General features: G+C 56.6%; 13 protein-coding genes. 3 read left to right on the top strand and 10 right to left on the bottom strand.

What is annotated here, in order from left to right:
- Positions 1-4: 4 nt before the first annotated feature.
- The 4 genes from glrR to purL all read right to left on the bottom strand — a co-directional run bounded on the left by glrR (position 5) and on the right by purL (position 7939).
- The gene (gene glrR, locus ACMVME_RS18365; RefSeq protein WP_014171196.1) at positions 5-1342 is read right to left on the bottom strand and encodes a two-component system response regulator GlrR; all 1338 of its coding nucleotides are present in this window, start codon (positions 1340-1342) and stop codon (positions 5-7) included.
- Positions 1339-2088, bottom strand: coding sequence for a two-component system QseEF-associated lipoprotein QseG (gene qseG, locus ACMVME_RS18360; protein ID WP_025203454.1), 750 nt, complete (start codon positions 2086-2088; stop codon positions 1339-1341). Before qseG ends, glrR begins: the two co-directional genes overlap by 4 nt.
- A 1-nt stretch (position 2089) precedes the next feature.
- Positions 2090-3517, bottom strand: a complete 1428-nt coding sequence (gene qseE, locus ACMVME_RS18355) for a two component system sensor histidine kinase QseE/GlrK (protein WP_025203453.1) — start codon at positions 3515-3517, stop codon at positions 2090-2092.
- Positions 3518-4051: 534 nt separating this feature from the next.
- Complete coding sequence (gene purL / locus ACMVME_RS18350; RefSeq protein ID WP_068794874.1) at positions 4052-7939, bottom strand: phosphoribosylformylglycinamidine synthase; 3888 nt, start codon at positions 7937-7939, stop codon at positions 4052-4054.
- A gap of 267 nt (positions 7940-8206) precedes the next feature.
- Between purL and mltF the strand changes: the two genes are divergently transcribed.
- The gene (gene mltF / locus ACMVME_RS18345; RefSeq protein ID WP_068794875.1) at positions 8207-9757 is read left to right on the top strand and encodes a membrane-bound lytic murein transglycosylase MltF; all 1551 of its coding nucleotides are present in this window, start codon (positions 8207-8209) and stop codon (positions 9755-9757) included.
- On the opposite strand, the gene tadA is transcribed toward mltF, so the two are convergent.
- From tadA to murQ, 4 genes are read right to left on the bottom strand one after another with little or no spacing between them, the layout of a single operon-like run.
- Positions 9645-10184, bottom strand: coding sequence for a tRNA adenosine(34) deaminase TadA (gene tadA / locus ACMVME_RS18340; protein WP_068794876.1), 540 nt, complete (start codon positions 10182-10184; stop codon positions 9645-9647). The genes mltF and tadA overlap by 113 nt on opposite strands.
- 24 nt (positions 10185-10208) lie before the next feature.
- Positions 10209-10844, bottom strand: a complete 636-nt coding sequence (gene yfhb / locus ACMVME_RS18335) for a phosphatidylglycerophosphatase C (protein ID WP_414743464.1) — start codon at positions 10842-10844, stop codon at positions 10209-10211.
- 3 nt (positions 10845-10847) lie between these two features.
- A complete protein-coding gene (locus tag ACMVME_RS18330) occupies positions 10848-12209 on the bottom strand; it encodes a PTS transporter subunit EIIC (protein WP_025203450.1) in 1362 nt (453 codons plus the stop codon).
- Positions 12210-12220: 11 nt separating this feature from the next.
- Positions 12221-13114: an N-acetylmuramic acid 6-phosphate etherase gene (gene murQ, locus ACMVME_RS18325; protein ID WP_014171205.1), complete on the bottom strand. Its 894-nt coding sequence runs from the start codon at positions 13112-13114 to the stop codon at positions 12221-12223.
- Positions 13115-13232: 118 nt separating this feature from the next.
- Here murQ and ACMVME_RS18320 point away from each other — a divergent pair, with 118 nt between their 5' ends.
- Positions 13233-14081, top strand: a complete 849-nt coding sequence (locus tag ACMVME_RS18320) for a MurR/RpiR family transcriptional regulator (RefSeq protein WP_014171207.1) — start codon at positions 13233-13235, stop codon at positions 14079-14081.
- Positions 14082-14137: 56 nt separating this feature from the next.
- Positions 14138-14398: a YfhL family 4Fe-4S dicluster ferredoxin gene (locus ACMVME_RS18315; RefSeq protein ID WP_020883006.1), complete on the top strand. Its 261-nt coding sequence runs from the start codon at positions 14138-14140 to the stop codon at positions 14396-14398.
- Here the strand turns inward: ACMVME_RS18315 and acpS are convergent.
- Entirely contained in the window at positions 14395-14775 is a 381-nt protein-coding gene (gene acpS, locus ACMVME_RS18310; RefSeq protein WP_014171209.1) for a holo-ACP synthase, read from the bottom strand. The genes ACMVME_RS18315 and acpS overlap by 4 nt on opposite strands.
- Positions 14775-15506: a pyridoxine 5'-phosphate synthase gene (gene pdxJ, locus ACMVME_RS18305; RefSeq protein WP_014171210.1), complete on the bottom strand. Its 732-nt coding sequence runs from the start codon at positions 15504-15506 to the stop codon at positions 14775-14777. The genes acpS and pdxJ overlap by 1 nt, the downstream gene beginning before the upstream one ends.
- Positions 15507-15567 lie beyond the last annotated feature (61 nt).

The following is a 15567-nucleotide window of genomic DNA, read 5'->3' as shown; positions in this document are numbered from 1 at the left end:
GGTACTACTCTTTAAAATCGTTTGCTTCCAGCTCATGGCGGGAGAGCAGCTTGTAGAACTCGGTACGGTTGCGCCCGGCCATACGCGCCGCATGGGTTACGTTGCCTTTGGTTATCTGCAGGAGCTTGCGCAGATAGTTCAGTTCGAACTGATTACGCGCTTCTGCAAACGTCGGCAGCGCGGTGTTTTCCCCTTCCAGCGCCTGCTCCACCAGCGCGTCGCTAATGACGGGTGACGAGGTCAGCGCCACGCACTGTTCAATAACGTTCACCAACTGGCGCACGTTGCCCGGCCAGCTTGCAGCCATCAGCCGTTTCATCGCATCGGTGGAAAACGCCCGGACAAAAGGCTTATGCCGATCGGCCGCCTGGCGCAAAAGATGGTTTGCCAGCAGCGGAATATCTTCCGCCCGCTCGGCCAGTGCCGGAATTTTCAGGTTCACCACGTTCAGACGGTAGTAGAGATCTTCACGAAACTCGTTGCGCGCCATGACTTTTGGTAAATCGCGGTGCGTGGCCGAAATGATACGCACGTTAATATCGATATCGCGGTTACTGCCGAGGGGGCGCACTTTTCGCTCCTGCAAAACACGCAGCAATTTGACCTGCAGCGGTGCCGGCATATCGCCAATCTCGTCCAGGAAAAGTGTGCCGCCTTCTGCCGCCTGGAAAAGCCCTTCCCGGCTGCTCACCGCCCCGGTGAACGCCCCGCGGGCATGACCAAACAGTTCAGACTCAAGCAGTTGTTCAGGAAGCGCACCACAGTTAATCGCGATAAAGGCGTTTTTGCTGCGCGGGCTGGCGTTATGGATAGCCTGGGCAAGGATCTCTTTCCCGGTACCGCTCTGGCCGTTAATCAACACGCTAACGTCTGACTGCGCCACCATCCGGGCCTGTTCGAGCAGACGCAGCATAATCGGGCTGCGGGTGACGATAGACTCCCGCCACGCTTCATCATTCGACGGAGCCGCGTGCTCAAGCGCGCTGTCGATAGCCTTATAGAGGGCATCTTTATCTACCGGCTTGGTCAGGAAGCTGAATACCCCCTGCTGCGTCGCGGCAACGGCATCCGGAATCGATCCATGCGCCGTCAGGATGATCACCGGCATGCCAGGCTGCTGCTTCTGGATCTCCGCGAACAGCTGCAGGCCATCCATTTCATCCATTCGCAGGTCGCTAATCACCAGATCAACCTTCTCGCGGCTCAGGACTTTCAGCCCCTCCTGCCCGCTTTCCGCCGTCACCACGCTGTAGCCTTCACTGACCAGACGCATCCCCAGCAGCTTTAACAGCCCCGGATCGTCATCCACCAGTAAGAGATGGGCAGGTTTTCGGCTTGTCATGGCTTCACATCCTCTTGTTTCTGCGCATCACCGTCTGGCGTCGCGGCTGACCCTTTTGGCGCATCAGGCAGATAATTTCCGGCCGGTTTACGCGTCGAGAGCTGTCTTTCGATGTCGGTCAGGTTTTCAAGCTTGCGCGTCGTGGTATCCAGTTGAGCACGCAAGTGCTGCTCCTGCTGGCGCAGCGTATCAAGCTCGCTGTCGGTGGATTGCTGTAATTTGCTGTAGCGAAAACGCTCTTCAGACAACTGCAGTTGCAACGCCTGACCATCACGCCAGAGCTGATACACCGGGCGCACCTGCGCCGGAAGATTTCCAACAAACGTGTCCAGCCGCGTGACGTTGGTGCGACGCTCAACGGGGGTGATTTTCGCATCCGCGAGTAAAATTCCACGCTTGAACGCGTCCTGCCAGGTATCGTCATTGAGCATCGCCGCTTGCGAGCGCGCCTCAACCGGCGCCAGACGCTGGGCGCAATCTATTCCACGTAGCCAGAACAGCGGATTGCTCTCGACGTCATGCCCCGACAGGTTCCAGATGTCGTCACAGCGGGTCGACAGGAAATCTGCCAGCTGATTATCTGGCCATTTATCTTGTTGTTTATCGCTAATCGCACTTTGCGGCACATGGGAAACACAGCCCGCCAGAAATAAACAGGGCAGGCTCAGGCGAAACATATTGCTGGAAAACACCGCGCGCACGGCGCGGGAAAAGACGTGTGACATACTCACCAGGCATAGATTCATTTCATTGATTTTTCCGGCTCAGGGGCAGTTCAATACGGAAGCAAACATCTGACCGTTCGTCCGTGGCAATTTTCAGCTCACCCTGCATGCGTCGTATGCAGTCCCGGGCAATACTCAGGCCCAGCCCACTTCCTTTTACCGCCCCTTTCCGCTGATGACTTCCCTGGAAAAAGGGTTCAAAGATCATGGTTTTTTCGTCATCAGGGATTGGAGTGCCGGTGTTAGCGACGTCAATAAACACCCGTGAACCATTCGTATAACTTCGGATATAAATGTTACCGGATTCAGTACCATAGTGCACCGCATTGGAGTAAAGATTATCCAGAACGCTCATCAACAGCATCGGTTCCGCGAGGCAGGTTGGCTCACTGAGCTCCACCCCGGTATGCATCATTTTAGCTCTTGCTGGCAAGCTATGGGCGGAGATCACCATATCCACCAGCGGCGCAATATCAACGTTTTCCAGCACCACCGCGCCATCCGCCAGCTTGCGGTTGTAGTCCAGCAGTTGCTCAATCAGCTTTTGCAGATTGCGGCTGCTGGCATCCAGGATGTCGACAATCTCTTTCTGTTCGGGCGTAAGCGGCCCCGCCACTTCATCCGCCAGCAGTTCCGTTCCTTCTCGCATGCTGGCAAGCGGCGTTTTAAGCTCATGGGAAATATGGCGCAAGAACTGATGGCGCTGGGATTCCAGCCATGCCAGACGTTCAGAAAGCCAGATAATGCGCTGGCCAACGGAGCGCAACTCGCGAGGACCTTTAAAGGCGACCGTATCCCCGAGAGACTTCCCCTCGCCCAGGCGGTTAATCATGCGCTGGATACCCTTCACCGGGCCGATGATCATGCGGGTAAAGAGCAGAACCAGGCCGAGGCTGACGAGGAACAGCACCAGCGCCTGCCAGCCAAAGAACTGGCCACGTTCCGCAATCTCCTGCTGCAGCTGTTGCCCGCGAGAGAAGATAACCGTGCGGGTAGACTGCACCATCTCGGTATTGGCATTCGCAAAGGCTTCCAGACGGGCAGCCGCTGCGGCATCCGGGCCACTGTTCTTACACTGCAGTTGCGCCAGATCGTTCAAATCCTGACGTAACGCCTGATAAAGCTTATCGTCCGGCAGCACCCCTGCATGGGCGTCCAGCATTTCACTGTAGCGTTTACGTTGATTCTGATAGACCTTTTCCAGAGTAGGATCGTCGAGCACGCAGTACTGGCGATAGCTGCGTTCCATCTCCAGCGCGGCGTTAGTCATCGCTTCACTGCGTCGGGCGTCGATCAGCGTCGTGCGGTTAGTCAGTGCCGCCTGCGCACTGAGCGCGTTGAGACTCTGCCACGCCTGCCATGCCAGGATCAGCAAAGGCAGCAGGATCAGCAGAAAGGCCATCATGACAAGCTGTCGCAGGGAACGAGGAAAAACGGGCCAGCGTTTCAACGCATTACTCTCTTTATCGGGGTTTAAGGAGAGCGTAACTGAGTCTGCCCTTCAGATACAACAAAGCCGGGTAAAAACCCGGCTTTGTCATGGAATGAGGCGGTGCCTAACTCGACGTTTCGCCCTGGCCTGATAAAGCAACGCTATGATCAGTAGTTGGACGGCAGGCACCTTTTTGTGCGTCATTCGAAGTTTATGTAGCACGTCCCGAAGGGGCTGACATAAGAAGGTGAATGAGCCACTGATTAATATTATGCAACACTCGTGCCATAATGCATAACAATAAATTATCTTGTTGATATTTATGTATTTTATGCAATTATGCCGTTAATTTCCCGCTGAATGATTTCCAGGCTAAGTGTCGCTAAAAAGCAACACCTTAACGACAACCCACCACACCCTATACAATTCAATGAGTTAAATGTCTCCTTTTGGAGACACCACGAATAGCGGATTGTCGCGGTTTTGCGACAGGCACAAAAAAGCCCGGTGGCGTTTTCGCGCACCGGGCCTGCTGTGGGAGTAGCGGTACGCTTAACCTAGCTGTTTACGCGCATTACGGAAGATACGCATCCACGGGCTGTCCTCGCCCCAGTTTTCCGGGTGCCAGGAGTTGCTCACGGTACGGAACACTCGTTCCGGGTGCGGCATCATAATGGTCGCACGACCGCTTTCGCTGGTCACCGCAGTGATACCGTTCACCGAACCGTTCGGGTTAGCCGGGTAGGATTCTGTCACCTTGCCGAAGTTATCGACAAAGCGCAGCGCCACCAGACCTTTGCTTTCAAGCTGAGCCAGATGAGCTGCATCGCGCACTTCAACCTGGCCTTCGCCATGGGAAACGGCGATTGGCATCTGCGACCCTACCATGCCCTGCAGCAGCAGAGACGGGCTTTGGGTCACTTCCACGAGGCTGAAACGCGCTTCAAAGCGGTCGGACTGGTTACGCACAAAGCGCGGCCAGGCTTCGCTACCGGGGATCAGCTCGCGCAGGTTGGACATCATCTGACAGCCATTACATACGCCCAGCGCCAGCGTTTGCGGACGGTGGAAGAAGGTTTCAAACTCGTCGCGGACACGGCTGTTGAAGAGGATGGACTTCGCCCAACCCTCACCTGCACCCAGCACGTCGCCGTAAGAGAAACCACCGCAGGCGACCAGCGCCTGGAAATCTTCCAGACCGGTACGCCCGGCCAGCAGGTCGCTCATGTGAACGTCGATGGCATCAAAACCCGCACGGTAGAAGGCAGCAGCCATCTCAACGTGGGAGTTGACGCCCTGCTCACGCAGTACGGCCACTTTCGGACGCGCGCCGGTCGCAATGTACGGCGCGGCGATATCTTCGTTGATGTCGAAGGAGAGCTTCACGTTCAGGCCAGGATCGTTGTCGTTAGCCTTCGCGTTGTGTTCCTGATCGGCACACTCCGGGTTGTCACGCAGGCGCTGCATCTGCCAGGTGGTTTCAGCCCACCACATACGCAGTGTAGAACGGCTCTCGCTGAACACCGCGTGGCCATCCGCTTCAATGACAAAGCGGTCGCCCTGCACGGCTTTACCCAGATAATGCACGCAGTCTGCCAGGCCGTGCTGAGCCAGTACGCTTTCAACCGCGTCACGATCTGCGGCACGCACCTGAATCACCGCGCCCAGTTCTTCGTTAAACAGCGCCGCCAGACGATCCTCGCCCAGCGTCGCGATGTTCGCTTCGACACCGCAGTGGCCGGTGAAGGCCATCTCAGCCAGAGTAACCAGCAGGCCGCCGTCGGAACGGTCGTGGTAGGCCAGCAGTTTACGCTGTGCCACCAGGGCCTGGATGGCGTCGTAGAAACCTTTTAACTGCGCCACATCACGCACATCTGCCGGCTTATCACCCAGCTGACGATAAACCTGCGCCAGCGCGGTCGCTCCTAGTGCGTTATGGCCTTTACCCAGGTCAATCAGCAGCAGGGCGTTATCTTCAGTCACCAGCTGTGGCGTCACGGTATGGCGCACGTCTTCTACGCGGGCAAACGCGGAGATGATCAGCGACAGCGGAGAGGTCATCTCGCGCTGCTCGTTACCCTCCTGCCAGCGGGTCTTCATCGACATGGAGTCTTTACCCACCGGAATGGTCAGGCCGAGCGCCGGGCAGAGCTCTTCACCCACCGCCTTCACGGCTTCATACAGGCCCGCATCTTCGCCCGGGTGGCCCGCTGCGGCCATCCAGTTCGCGGAAAGTTTGATACGTTTAATGTCGCCAATCTGCGTTGCGGCAATGTTGGTCAGTGCTTCACCAACGGCAAGGCGAGCAGACGCGGCGAAGTCCAGCAGAGCGACCGGGGTACGTTCGCCCAGCGCCATCGCTTCACCATAGTAGCTGTCGAGACTCGCGGTGGTGACGGCACAGTTAGCCACCGGGATCTGCCACGGGCCAACCATCTGATCGCGCGACACCATACCGGTCACGGTACGGTCGCCGATGGTGACCAGGAAGGTTTTCTCCGCCACGGCCGGCAGGTGCAGAACGCGATTGACCGCGTCAGCCACGGTAATGCCCTGACGATCCAGCGCTTTGCCAGCTGCTTTACGGGTCTCAACGTCGCGGGTCATCTTCGGCGTTTTACCGAGCAACACGTCCAGCGGCAGATCGATCGGCTGGTTGTCGAAATGGGTGTCGCTCAGGGACAGGTGCAGCGCTTCGGTCGCTTCACCGATGACGGCATACGGGGCACGCTCGCGGCGGCACAGCTCGTCAAACAGCGGCAGCTGATCGGCAGCGATGGCCAGAACATAACGTTCCTGGGATTCGTTACACCAGATTTCCAGCGGGCTCATGCCTGGCTCATCACTCAGGATGTCGCGCAGGTTGAAACGACCGCCACGACCACCGTCACTGACCAGCTCCGGCATGGCGTTGGACAGACCGCCCGCGCCTACGTCGTGAATAAAGAGGATGGGGTTGGCATCACCCAGCTGCCAGCAGCGGTCAATGACCTCCTGGCAACGGCGTTCCATCTCCGGGTTATCACGCTGTACGGATGCAAAATCGAGATCCGCATCAGACTGACCGGAGGTCATAGAGGAGGCAGCCCCGCCGCCCAGGCCGATGTTCATTGCCGGGCCACCCAGAACGATCAGCTTCGCACCGACTACGATCTCGCCTTTTTGCACGTGATCGGCGCGAATGTTACCGATCCCGCCAGCCAGCATGATCGGTTTGTGATAGCCGCGCAGCTCTTCGCCGTTGTGGCTCTCCACTTTCTCTTCGTAGGTACGGAAGTAACCGTTCAGCGCAGGACGTCCAAATTCATTGTTGAACGCCGCCCCGCCCAGTGGGCCTTCGGTCATGATATCCAGCGCGGTCACAATACGTTCCGGCTTGCCGAAATCTTCTTCCCACGGCTGTTCAAAGCCCGGGATGCGCAGGTTGGAGACGGAGAAACCGACCAGACCGGCTTTTGGTTTAGCCCCCCGTCCGGTTGCGCCTTCGTCGCGGATTTCCCCGCCAGACCCGGTCGCCGCACCCGGCCACGGCGAGATCGCCGTCGGGTGGTTATGCGTTTCGACTTTCATCAGGATATGCGCCGGCTCCTGATGGAAATCATAGCGCCCTGCTTCGCGATCGGCGAAGAAGCGGCCCACGTCAGAACCTTCCATCACCGCGGCGTTGTCTTTGTAAGCAGACAGCACGTGGTCAGGCGTTTTTTCCATGGTGTTTTTGATCATTTTGAACAGCGACTTCGGCTGCTCTTCACCGTCGATAATCCAGTCGGCGTTGAAAATCTTGTGACGGCAGTGCTCAGAGTTTGCCTGAGCGAACATGTAAAGTTCGATGTCGTTCGGGTTGCGGTTCAGCTTAACAAACGCATCCTGCAGGTAGTCAATTTCATCTTCTGCCAGTGCCAGACCGAGACGCAGGTTGGCGTCAATCAGCGCCTGACGGCCCTGCCCCAGCAAATCGACGCTCTGTACCGGCGCAGGCTGATGGTGGGAGAAGAGTTTCTGCGCATCGTCCAGAGAGGCAAAGACACTCTCCATCATGCGGTCGTGCAGCTCAGCGGCAACGGTTTGCCACTGCGCATCGGTCAGGGTAGAGGCTTCAACGTAGTACGCCACGCCGCGCTCCAGACGGTTAATCTGGTTCAGACCACAGTTGTGGGCGATGTCGGTGGCTTTGGAAGACCAGGGGGAGATGGTGCCTGGACGAGGCGTCGCAAGGATCAGTTTGCCGGTTGGCGTATGGCTGCTCAGGCTTGGACCATATTTGAGCAGGCGTTCCAGCTGTACTCGCTCCTCTGCATTCAGGGGTGCATTCAGGTCAGCAAAATGGACATACTCAGCGTAAATATTGCTTACCGGAAGGTCGGCTGCCTGAAAACGTGCCAGCAGTTTATTGATACGGAAGGCAGACAGTGCAGGCGAACCACGCAGAATTTCCATCATAAGTCTCTCGTCTTCGAAGCGCCGGGGCGCTTACAGTGTGCGCAAGGGGGGAAAACGGGCGTCATTATAGAGAATCCTGAGCGTCGACGAAACCGTTTGCGTCGAAATAAAATCAACGTTTACGTTTAACAATAGATGTGACCTCTCTCTCTAATTTGTTGCCAAGTGGCGTAACTTTACGCAAAATGCCGCTCATTCAATGGCAAACCTTATTCTTAACATGGCTACAGCATACTGAGGCACCCGGCGTCGCAGAGAATTAACTAATTGAAAAAATTAAAGATTAATTATCTGCTCATCGGCATTGTAACGTTGCTGCTGGCAGTGGCCCTCTGGCCTTCCATCCCCTGGTTCGGTAAAGCCGAAAACCGTATCGCCGCCATACAGGAGCGGGGGGAATTGCGCGTCAGTACCCTCAACTCGCCGCTGATTTACAGCGACATTAACGGCAAAACGATTGGCCTGGATTATGAACTGGCGCAGCAGTTTGCCGACTATCTTGGCGTGAAGCTCAAAATTACCGTTCGTCAGAATATCAGCCAGCTGTTTGATGACCTGGATAACAACGATGCCGATATCCTTGCGGCCGGGCTGGTGTACAACAGCGAGCGCAGCAAGAACTATCAGCCAGGCCCAACCTACTACTCCGTTTCGCAACAGCTGGTCTACCGGGTCGGGAGCCTGCGCCCGCGAACGCTGGCGGCGATTAATGCACAACAGTTGACCATCGCCCCGGGTCACGTCGTGATTGACGATCTGCGTGAGCTCAAGGAGAAGAAATTCCCGGACCTGAGCTGGACGGTTGATCCTAAGCTCGGCACGACTGAGCTGCTGGACCAGGTAAAAGATAAAAAACTGCCCTACACCATCGCTGATTCGGTCGCGATCAGCCTTTTCCAGCGCGTGCACCCCGAAATCGCGGTGGCGCTGGACGTGACAGACGAACAGCCGGTGACCTGGTTTAGCCAGCTTGATGACGATCAGACCCTCTCTGCGGCGATGCTTGATTTCTTCAACACCATCAATGAAGACGGTACGCTGGCGCGTCTGGAAGAGAAATACCTCGGCCACGGTGACGATTTTGATTACGTCGACACCCGAAGCTTCTTGCGCGCGGTCGATAGCGTGCTGCCAGACCTGCAGCCGTTATTTGAAAAGTATGCCCAGGAGATCGACTGGCGATTACTGGCAGCGATCTCTTATCAGGAATCCCACTGGGATACTCAGGCCACCTCGCCCACTGGCGTTCGCGGCTTAATGATGCTCACTAAAAATACCGCTCAGAGCCTTGGGCTGACTGACCGTACCGATGCAGAACAGAGCATCAGCGGCGGCGCACGGTATCTGCAGGACATGATGGGCAAAGTGCCGGAGACGGTGCCTGAAGAGGAACGGATCTGGTTTGCGCTGGCAGCCTACAACATGGGTTATGCGCACATGCTTGACGCGCGCGCGCTGACGGCGAAAACGAAAGGTAACCCGGACAGCTGGTCAGACGTAAAACAGCGCCTGCCGCTGTTGAGCCAGAAGCCGTGGTACAACAAGCTGACCTACGGTTACGCACGCGGGCATGAAGCCTACGCCTACGTGGAAAATATCCGTAAATATCAGATTAGCCTGGTGGGTTATCTGCTGGAGAAGGAAAAAGAGGCGGCAGAAGCAAACCAACTGGCCCAGAGTTATCCGGTGGTGGCACCGGACGAACTTAGTCGCCCGACAACTTCAATTCTGCCTTTTGTTGCTTTTTCTGCTGACGGCGCATTCGAAAGAAATCACTTAATAGCCCCGCACACTCTGGTGCAAGTACCCCACCGATAGTCTGCACCTGGTGGTTCATTCCCGGGTGTCCCAGTACGTCCATCAGCGAACCGGCCGCTCCGGTTTTTTCATCCCGCGCGCCAAAGACCAGCGTGCCGATACGGCTATGCACCATCGCGCCGGAACACATAACGCACGGCTCAAGCGTGACATACAGCGTGGTATCAAGCAGACGGTAGTTTTGCAGCACCATTCCGCCCTGACGAAGGGCCATGATTTCAGCGTGCGCAGTCGGATCGTGACGGCCAATCGGGCGGTTCCACCCTTCCCCTATCACCTGGTTATTGTGGACAAGCACAGCACCCACGGGCACTTCCCCCTCGTCCCAGGCGCGCTGGGCAAGCGTAAGCGCATGGCGCATCCAGTATTCATGATCGCGTTCAGGGTTGCACAACGGTTGATACTCCAGTCTAAAAGCGGGCGGCATTATACACACCCGCTATAGATAAGACTATTCGAGTTGCTGAAGTTCGCCTGCGGGCGTGACGCGCCAGCGATGCTGGCAAAAATAGAGCAGCGGGTTGTCCTGCTTGCTGTCGCTGTAGCCGCTATAAAGACGCAGTGGCGTACCGATTCGCTTCTCCAGTTGCACCACCTTTTCATGTCCCAGGCAGCGCATGGTCAGTACCCATCCACCGTACCCGCGGGTAATTTGCGTGGCGATAAGATTCACCCGCGGCAGCCACGGAGTATCATAATAGACCTGTTCCACCAGCGCTTGCGGGGATCCGGTAATCAACCAGATGTCGGCATCGTTCGCGTCGAGATAGCTGGTGAGCCTTGCCTGAACAACCGGAAACGCGGTCACATGCCCGCGAAACCAGTGCACAAAATCCTGCTGAAGCTGTTTAAGCCGCGCTTCGCTGCGTCCAAAGGTACAGCCCCAGAGCAACAGGCTCATTGGCCAGCGCGCTGCCCGACCTTTTAGCAACAGCGCAATGCCAATAACGGGTAAGAGTGGTAATACGAGCAGCGCATTCAAAGGCTGACGCCGCAGCAGGTAGCGCATAAACTTACCAAACATATCCTGCTGATGCAGCGTACCGTCCAGGTCGAAAAAAACAACGCGACGCTCGTGATTTGCCAAACCTTACTCCTCTGGATCGTTGAATCCTAACAGCCAGGTAAACAGGAACCCGGCGATCACCGCTACCAGATAGCCTAACAGATAGAGCATAACTTTTCCGGTCACGATGGTGAGCGCCAGCGGCAGCCCGGAGATCCCGAAGGTGATCACCGTTGCCACTTTCCAGTAGCTGATCAGCGCTCCGCCTACCGCCCCTCCCAGGCAAGCACCGAGGAACGGTTTCCCCAGCGGCAGCGTGACGCCGAAAATCAGCGGCTCGCCAATTCCGAGTAATCCGACCGGCAACGCACCTTTGATCACTTTTTTCAGCCGCGCGTTGCGGGTTTTCATCAGTACGGCAATCGCCGCCCCGACCTGCCCCACGCCAGCCATCGACAGGATGGGCAGCAGCGCGTTGTAACCGTGCGCCTGCACCAGCTCGACGTGGATCGGCACCAGCCCCTGATGCAGACCGGTCAGTACCAGCGGCAAGAAGGTGCCTGACAGCACGGCACCCACTAACAGACCGCCGCGATCGATAGCCAGCGATGCGCCATGGGCGATGGCCTCAGAGATCCAGCCCCCCAGCGGTTGTAACGCCACAATAGCCACGCTGCCGGTGATTAACGTCGTTAACAGTGGATTGAGGATCAGCTCAATTGATCCAGGCAGGAGAGTGCGCAGTTTCTTCTCGATCCAGCACATCAGGATGACCACCAGCAGCACGGCAATCACCCCGCCGCGTCCAGGCTGGAGCGCCTCACCAAACAGGGTTATCTGCGCCAGTTGTGGGCTGGACAGAATACCTGCCATCACCCCGCCCATGGCCAGCGAGCCGCCAAAGACCTTCGCGGTGTTGACCCCCACCAGAATGTTCATAATGGCAAACACGGCGCTGCCGAAAATACCGAGAATGCCTAATAAATTAGGGTAGTGGGTCGCGAAGTCCCCTACGATATCCGGACGCTTAAGAATATTGATGATCCCGGTGATTAAGCCAGAGGCAATAAACGCCGGGATCAGCGGAATAAAGACGTTGGCCAGTTGTCGCAGCGCATCGCTCATGGGGGCTTTGTATCGGGCCTTTGCCTGCGCCTTCGTACGTTCGACGTCATCGATCGCCACGCTCTCGCCGCCGACCATCAGCGCACGCATGGCATCCACAACCTGCGCCGCCTTTCCCGGCCCGACAATCAGCTGGTGCTGTTGCCCCTGTTTAACGTAACCACTCACGCCGGAAAGCTGCTTCAGACGCGGCACATCAAGCTGCTCGTCGTTATGCACCTCGACGCGCACGCGCGTCATGCAGTTTTCCAGACGCTGAATATTTTTTTCCCCACCGATCCCCTGCAGGATATCGCTGGCGAGCGCTGCTGTTTTGTCCATACACGCCTCTGTTAGTTTTCTAATGCCGCCCGTAAGAACCCGTTATGGGCATTGAGCCTTGCTCTGGCGGCCGCAGCGTCCAGTCCGCTCAGGATCATCAGAATGGCCGGTTTAACATCGTGATCGGTTTGTTTCAGTACCGCTTCCGCCTCTTCGCGGCTTGCTCCCGTCGCCTCCATGACCATACGGCAGGCTCTGTCCACCAGCTTGACGTTGGTCGCTTGCATATCCACCATCAGGTTCTGATAAACCTTGCCAAACTTCACCATCGCGCCAGTGGAGATCATGTTGAGCACCAGCTTTTGCGCGGTGCCGGATTTCAGACGCGTAGAACCGGTTAACGCTTCCGGGCCGACAACCGGAGAGATAGCGATAGCAGCGACCTGCGCAATCGGCGAGCCAGGATTACAGGAAATCGCCACCGTGGTGCAGCCCGTCTTGTTGGCATACTCCAGACCGCCGATAACGTACGGCGTACGCCCGGAGGCCGCCAGCCCAACAACCAGATCCTGAGCGGTCAGATTTAGCCCCTTCAGGTCATCCTCGCCGAGCTGTTTGTTGTCTTCCGCTCCTTCCACGGCTTTCAGCAGCGCGCCAGGGCCGCCAGCAATCAACCCGACCACCAGACCGTGCGGCACACCAAACGTTGGCGGACATTCAGAGGCATCCAGCACACCAAGACGCCCGCTGGTTCCGGCGCCCATGTAGATAATGCGACCACCGGCCTTCAGTGCTTCCGCCGCCGCATCGACAGCTTTCGCCACCTCCGGTAATGTCTCTTTCACTGCCTGCGCGACCAGCGTATCCTGTTGATTAAAACGGTTAACCAGCTCCAGGGTGCTGAGCGCATCCAGATCCATGGTTTGTGGGTTACGCGTTTCAGAAACAAGTGAGCCAAGATTCATCTTTTGTACCTCAAGAATTTTTAATTCATAATAATCTCACTATAATGGAATATAAAATTCATTCAGGCGAGCAAAATTCGTATTTGCGCAGACAATCACAATTTCGCCAGGAGAACCTATGAACTGTTTAATTCGCATTCGCCAGCGCTATGCAGGCTTTGCTCAAAGCGATAAAAAGCTGGCGGATTTTCTGCTCTCTCAGCCCGACCATGCCCGCCATCTCAGCTCGCAGCAGCTGGCGAGTGAGGCCGGAGTGAGCCAGTCGAGCGTGGTGAAATTTGCCCAGAAGATTGGCTTTAAAGGCTTCCCGGCTCTCAAGCTGGCGATTAGCGAAGCGCTGGTGAGTAACCCCAATCCGCAGTCGATGCCGGTGCATAATCAGATTCGTGGCGATGACCCGATGCGTCTGGTGGGAGAGAAGCTCATCAAAGAGAATGTCGCGGCCATGCATGCCACCCTTGATGTGAATACCGAAGAAAAATTACTGGAAAGCGTTGCGATGCTGCGTGCAGCGCGACGTATTATTTTGACCGGGATAGGCGCATCCGGACTGGTGGCACGTAACTTTGGCTGGAAGCTGACAAAAATAGGTTACAACGCCATTGTCGAGCAGGATATGCACGCCCTGCTGGCGACCGTGCAGGCGATGGATGCTAACGATCTGCTGCTGGCGATCTCCTATTCCGGCGAACGCCGTGAGATCAATATGGCTACCGATGAAGCCTTACGCGTAGGCGGTAAGATTCTGGCCATCACCGGGTTTACTCCCAACGCGCTGCAGCAGCGGGCTACGCGCTGTTTATATACGATCGCGGAAGAGCAGGCCACGCGCAGCGCGGCGATCTCCTCGACAAGTGCGCAAATGATGTTGACCGACCTGCTGTTTATGGCCCTGGTGCAACAGGATCTGGAGCACGCGCCAGAGCGTATCCGGCACAGTGAAGAGCTGGTAAAAAAACTGGTTTGAACAGGTAATGAGCGTATAATGCCCGCCCTGTTTGTGTTGTTTCTGAGAATTTCCTGATGGCGCTGTTAATCACCAAAAAATGCATCAATTGCGATATGTGCGAACCGGAATGCCCGAACCAGGCGATTTCGATGGGCGAGAGCATTTATGAGATTAACAGCGACCGCTGCACTGAATGCATCGGCCACTACGAAACGCCGACCTGTCAGAAAGTGTGCCCAATCCCCAATACCATCCTGAAGGATCCGGCACACGTCGAGAGCGAAGAGCAGCTTTGGGATAAGTTTGTCCTGCTGCATCACGCGGACAAACTTTAACTTTCGATAATCACCGTCGCGCAGGCGTAGTGGCGTTCATCGGCGAGCGTCACGTGCATGTGATTTACGCCGAGTTTCTCTGCCAGCGTTTGCGCCTCACCCCATAAACGCAGGCGCGGTTTACCCAGCTCATCGTTAAACACTTCAAACTGATTAAACGCCAGACCGTTACGAATACCGGTGCCGAAGGCTTTGGCTGCCGCCTCTTTGACGGCAAAGCGCTTGGCCAGAAAACGTACCGGCTGCTGATGCGTCTCCCAGATGGCCCATTCGTTATCGCTCAACACGCGTCGTGCCAGGCGATCGCCGCTACGGGCGATCACCGCTTCAATGCGGGCTATTTCAACGATATCGGTGCCTAAGCCCAGAATAGCCATTACTGACGCGCTTCCAGCATCAGGCGTTTCATTTCTGAGACCGCCTCTTTCAGGCCACTCATTACCGCACGGCCAATAATAGCGTGGCCGATATTCAGCTCATGCATTTCTGGCAGGGCTGCAATGGCCTTGACGTTATGGTAGGTCAGGCCATGCCCGGCGTTAACTTTCAGCCCCAGGCTCGCGGCATAGGTGGCCGCATTGGCGATACGCTCCAGCTCTTTGGCCTGCGTAGTTTCGTCTTTCGCATCAGCGTAACAGCCGGTATGAATTTCAATATAGGGCGCGCCCACTTCGGCAGCCGCTTTGATCTGTGCTACATCGGCGTCGATGAACAGAGAGACCAGGATACCCGCCTCAGCCAGACGCTTGCAGGCATCACGCATTTTGTCGCGTTGACCCGCCACGTCCAGGCCCCCTTCGGTGGTCACTTCCTGACGTTTTTCCGGTACCAGGCAGCAGAAATGCGGCTTCGTCTCGCAGGCAATCGTCAGCATCTCTTCCGTGACCGCCATCTCCAGGTTCATGCGGGTATCCAGCGTCTGACGCAAAATGCGCACATCGCGGTCGGTAATATGACGGCGGTCTTCACGCAGGTGAACGGTAATGCCATCGGCGCCAGCCTGCTCAGCGATGAACGCCGCCTGAACCGGATCGGGATAAGCCGTGCCGCGTGCATTACGCAGCGTGGCGATGTGATCAATGTTGACGCCTAACAGTAATTCAGCCATGACAATCCTCGGTATTTTAGTTCGTGTCCCTGCCTCCCTCTCCCTCAGTGAGAGGGCTGGA

It is taken from the genome of Enterobacter cloacae complex sp. 2024EL-00711 (assembly GCF_047529885.1).
In the GTDB taxonomy this organism is placed as follows: Bacteria; Pseudomonadota; Gammaproteobacteria; order Enterobacterales; family Enterobacteriaceae; genus Enterobacter; species Enterobacter ludwigii.
The sequence above is the reverse complement of the archived record's forward strand: the minus strand, read 5'-3'. Positions and strand labels throughout refer to the sequence as shown.

What these genes read in the sequence shown, in the direction of transcription:
- ACMVME_RS18315 (WP_020883006.1), top strand. Translation starts at nt 14,138, where the DNA reads ATGGCGCTGTTAATCACCAAAAAATGCATCAATTGCGATATGTGCGAA.
- murQ (WP_014171205.1), bottom strand. Translation starts at nt 13,114, where the DNA reads ATGAATCTTGGCTCACTTGTTTCTGAAACGCGTAACCCACAAACCATG.
- glrR (WP_014171196.1), bottom strand. Translation starts at nt 1,342, where the DNA reads ATGACAAGCCGAAAACCTGCCCATCTCTTACTGGTGGATGACGATCCG.
- qseG (WP_025203454.1), bottom strand. Translation starts at nt 2,088, where the DNA reads ATGAATCTATGCCTGGTGAGTATGTCACACGTCTTTTCCCGCGCCGTG.
- pdxJ (WP_014171210.1), bottom strand. Translation starts at nt 15,506, where the DNA reads ATGGCTGAATTACTGTTAGGCGTCAACATTGATCACATCGCCACGCTG.
- purL (WP_068794874.1), bottom strand. Translation starts at nt 7,939, where the DNA reads ATGATGGAAATTCTGCGTGGTTCGCCTGCACTGTCTGCCTTCCGTATC.
- tadA (WP_068794876.1), bottom strand. Translation starts at nt 10,184, where the DNA reads ATGCCGCCCGCTTTTAGACTGGAGTATCAACCGTTGTGCAACCCTGAA.
- acpS (WP_014171209.1), bottom strand. Translation starts at nt 14,775, where the DNA reads ATGGCTATTCTGGGCTTAGGCACCGATATCGTTGAAATAGCCCGCATT.
- ACMVME_RS18320 (WP_014171207.1), top strand. Translation starts at nt 13,233, where the DNA reads ATGAACTGTTTAATTCGCATTCGCCAGCGCTATGCAGGCTTTGCTCAA.
- ACMVME_RS18330 (WP_025203450.1), bottom strand. Translation starts at nt 12,209, where the DNA reads ATGGACAAAACAGCAGCGCTCGCCAGCGATATCCTGCAGGGGATCGGT.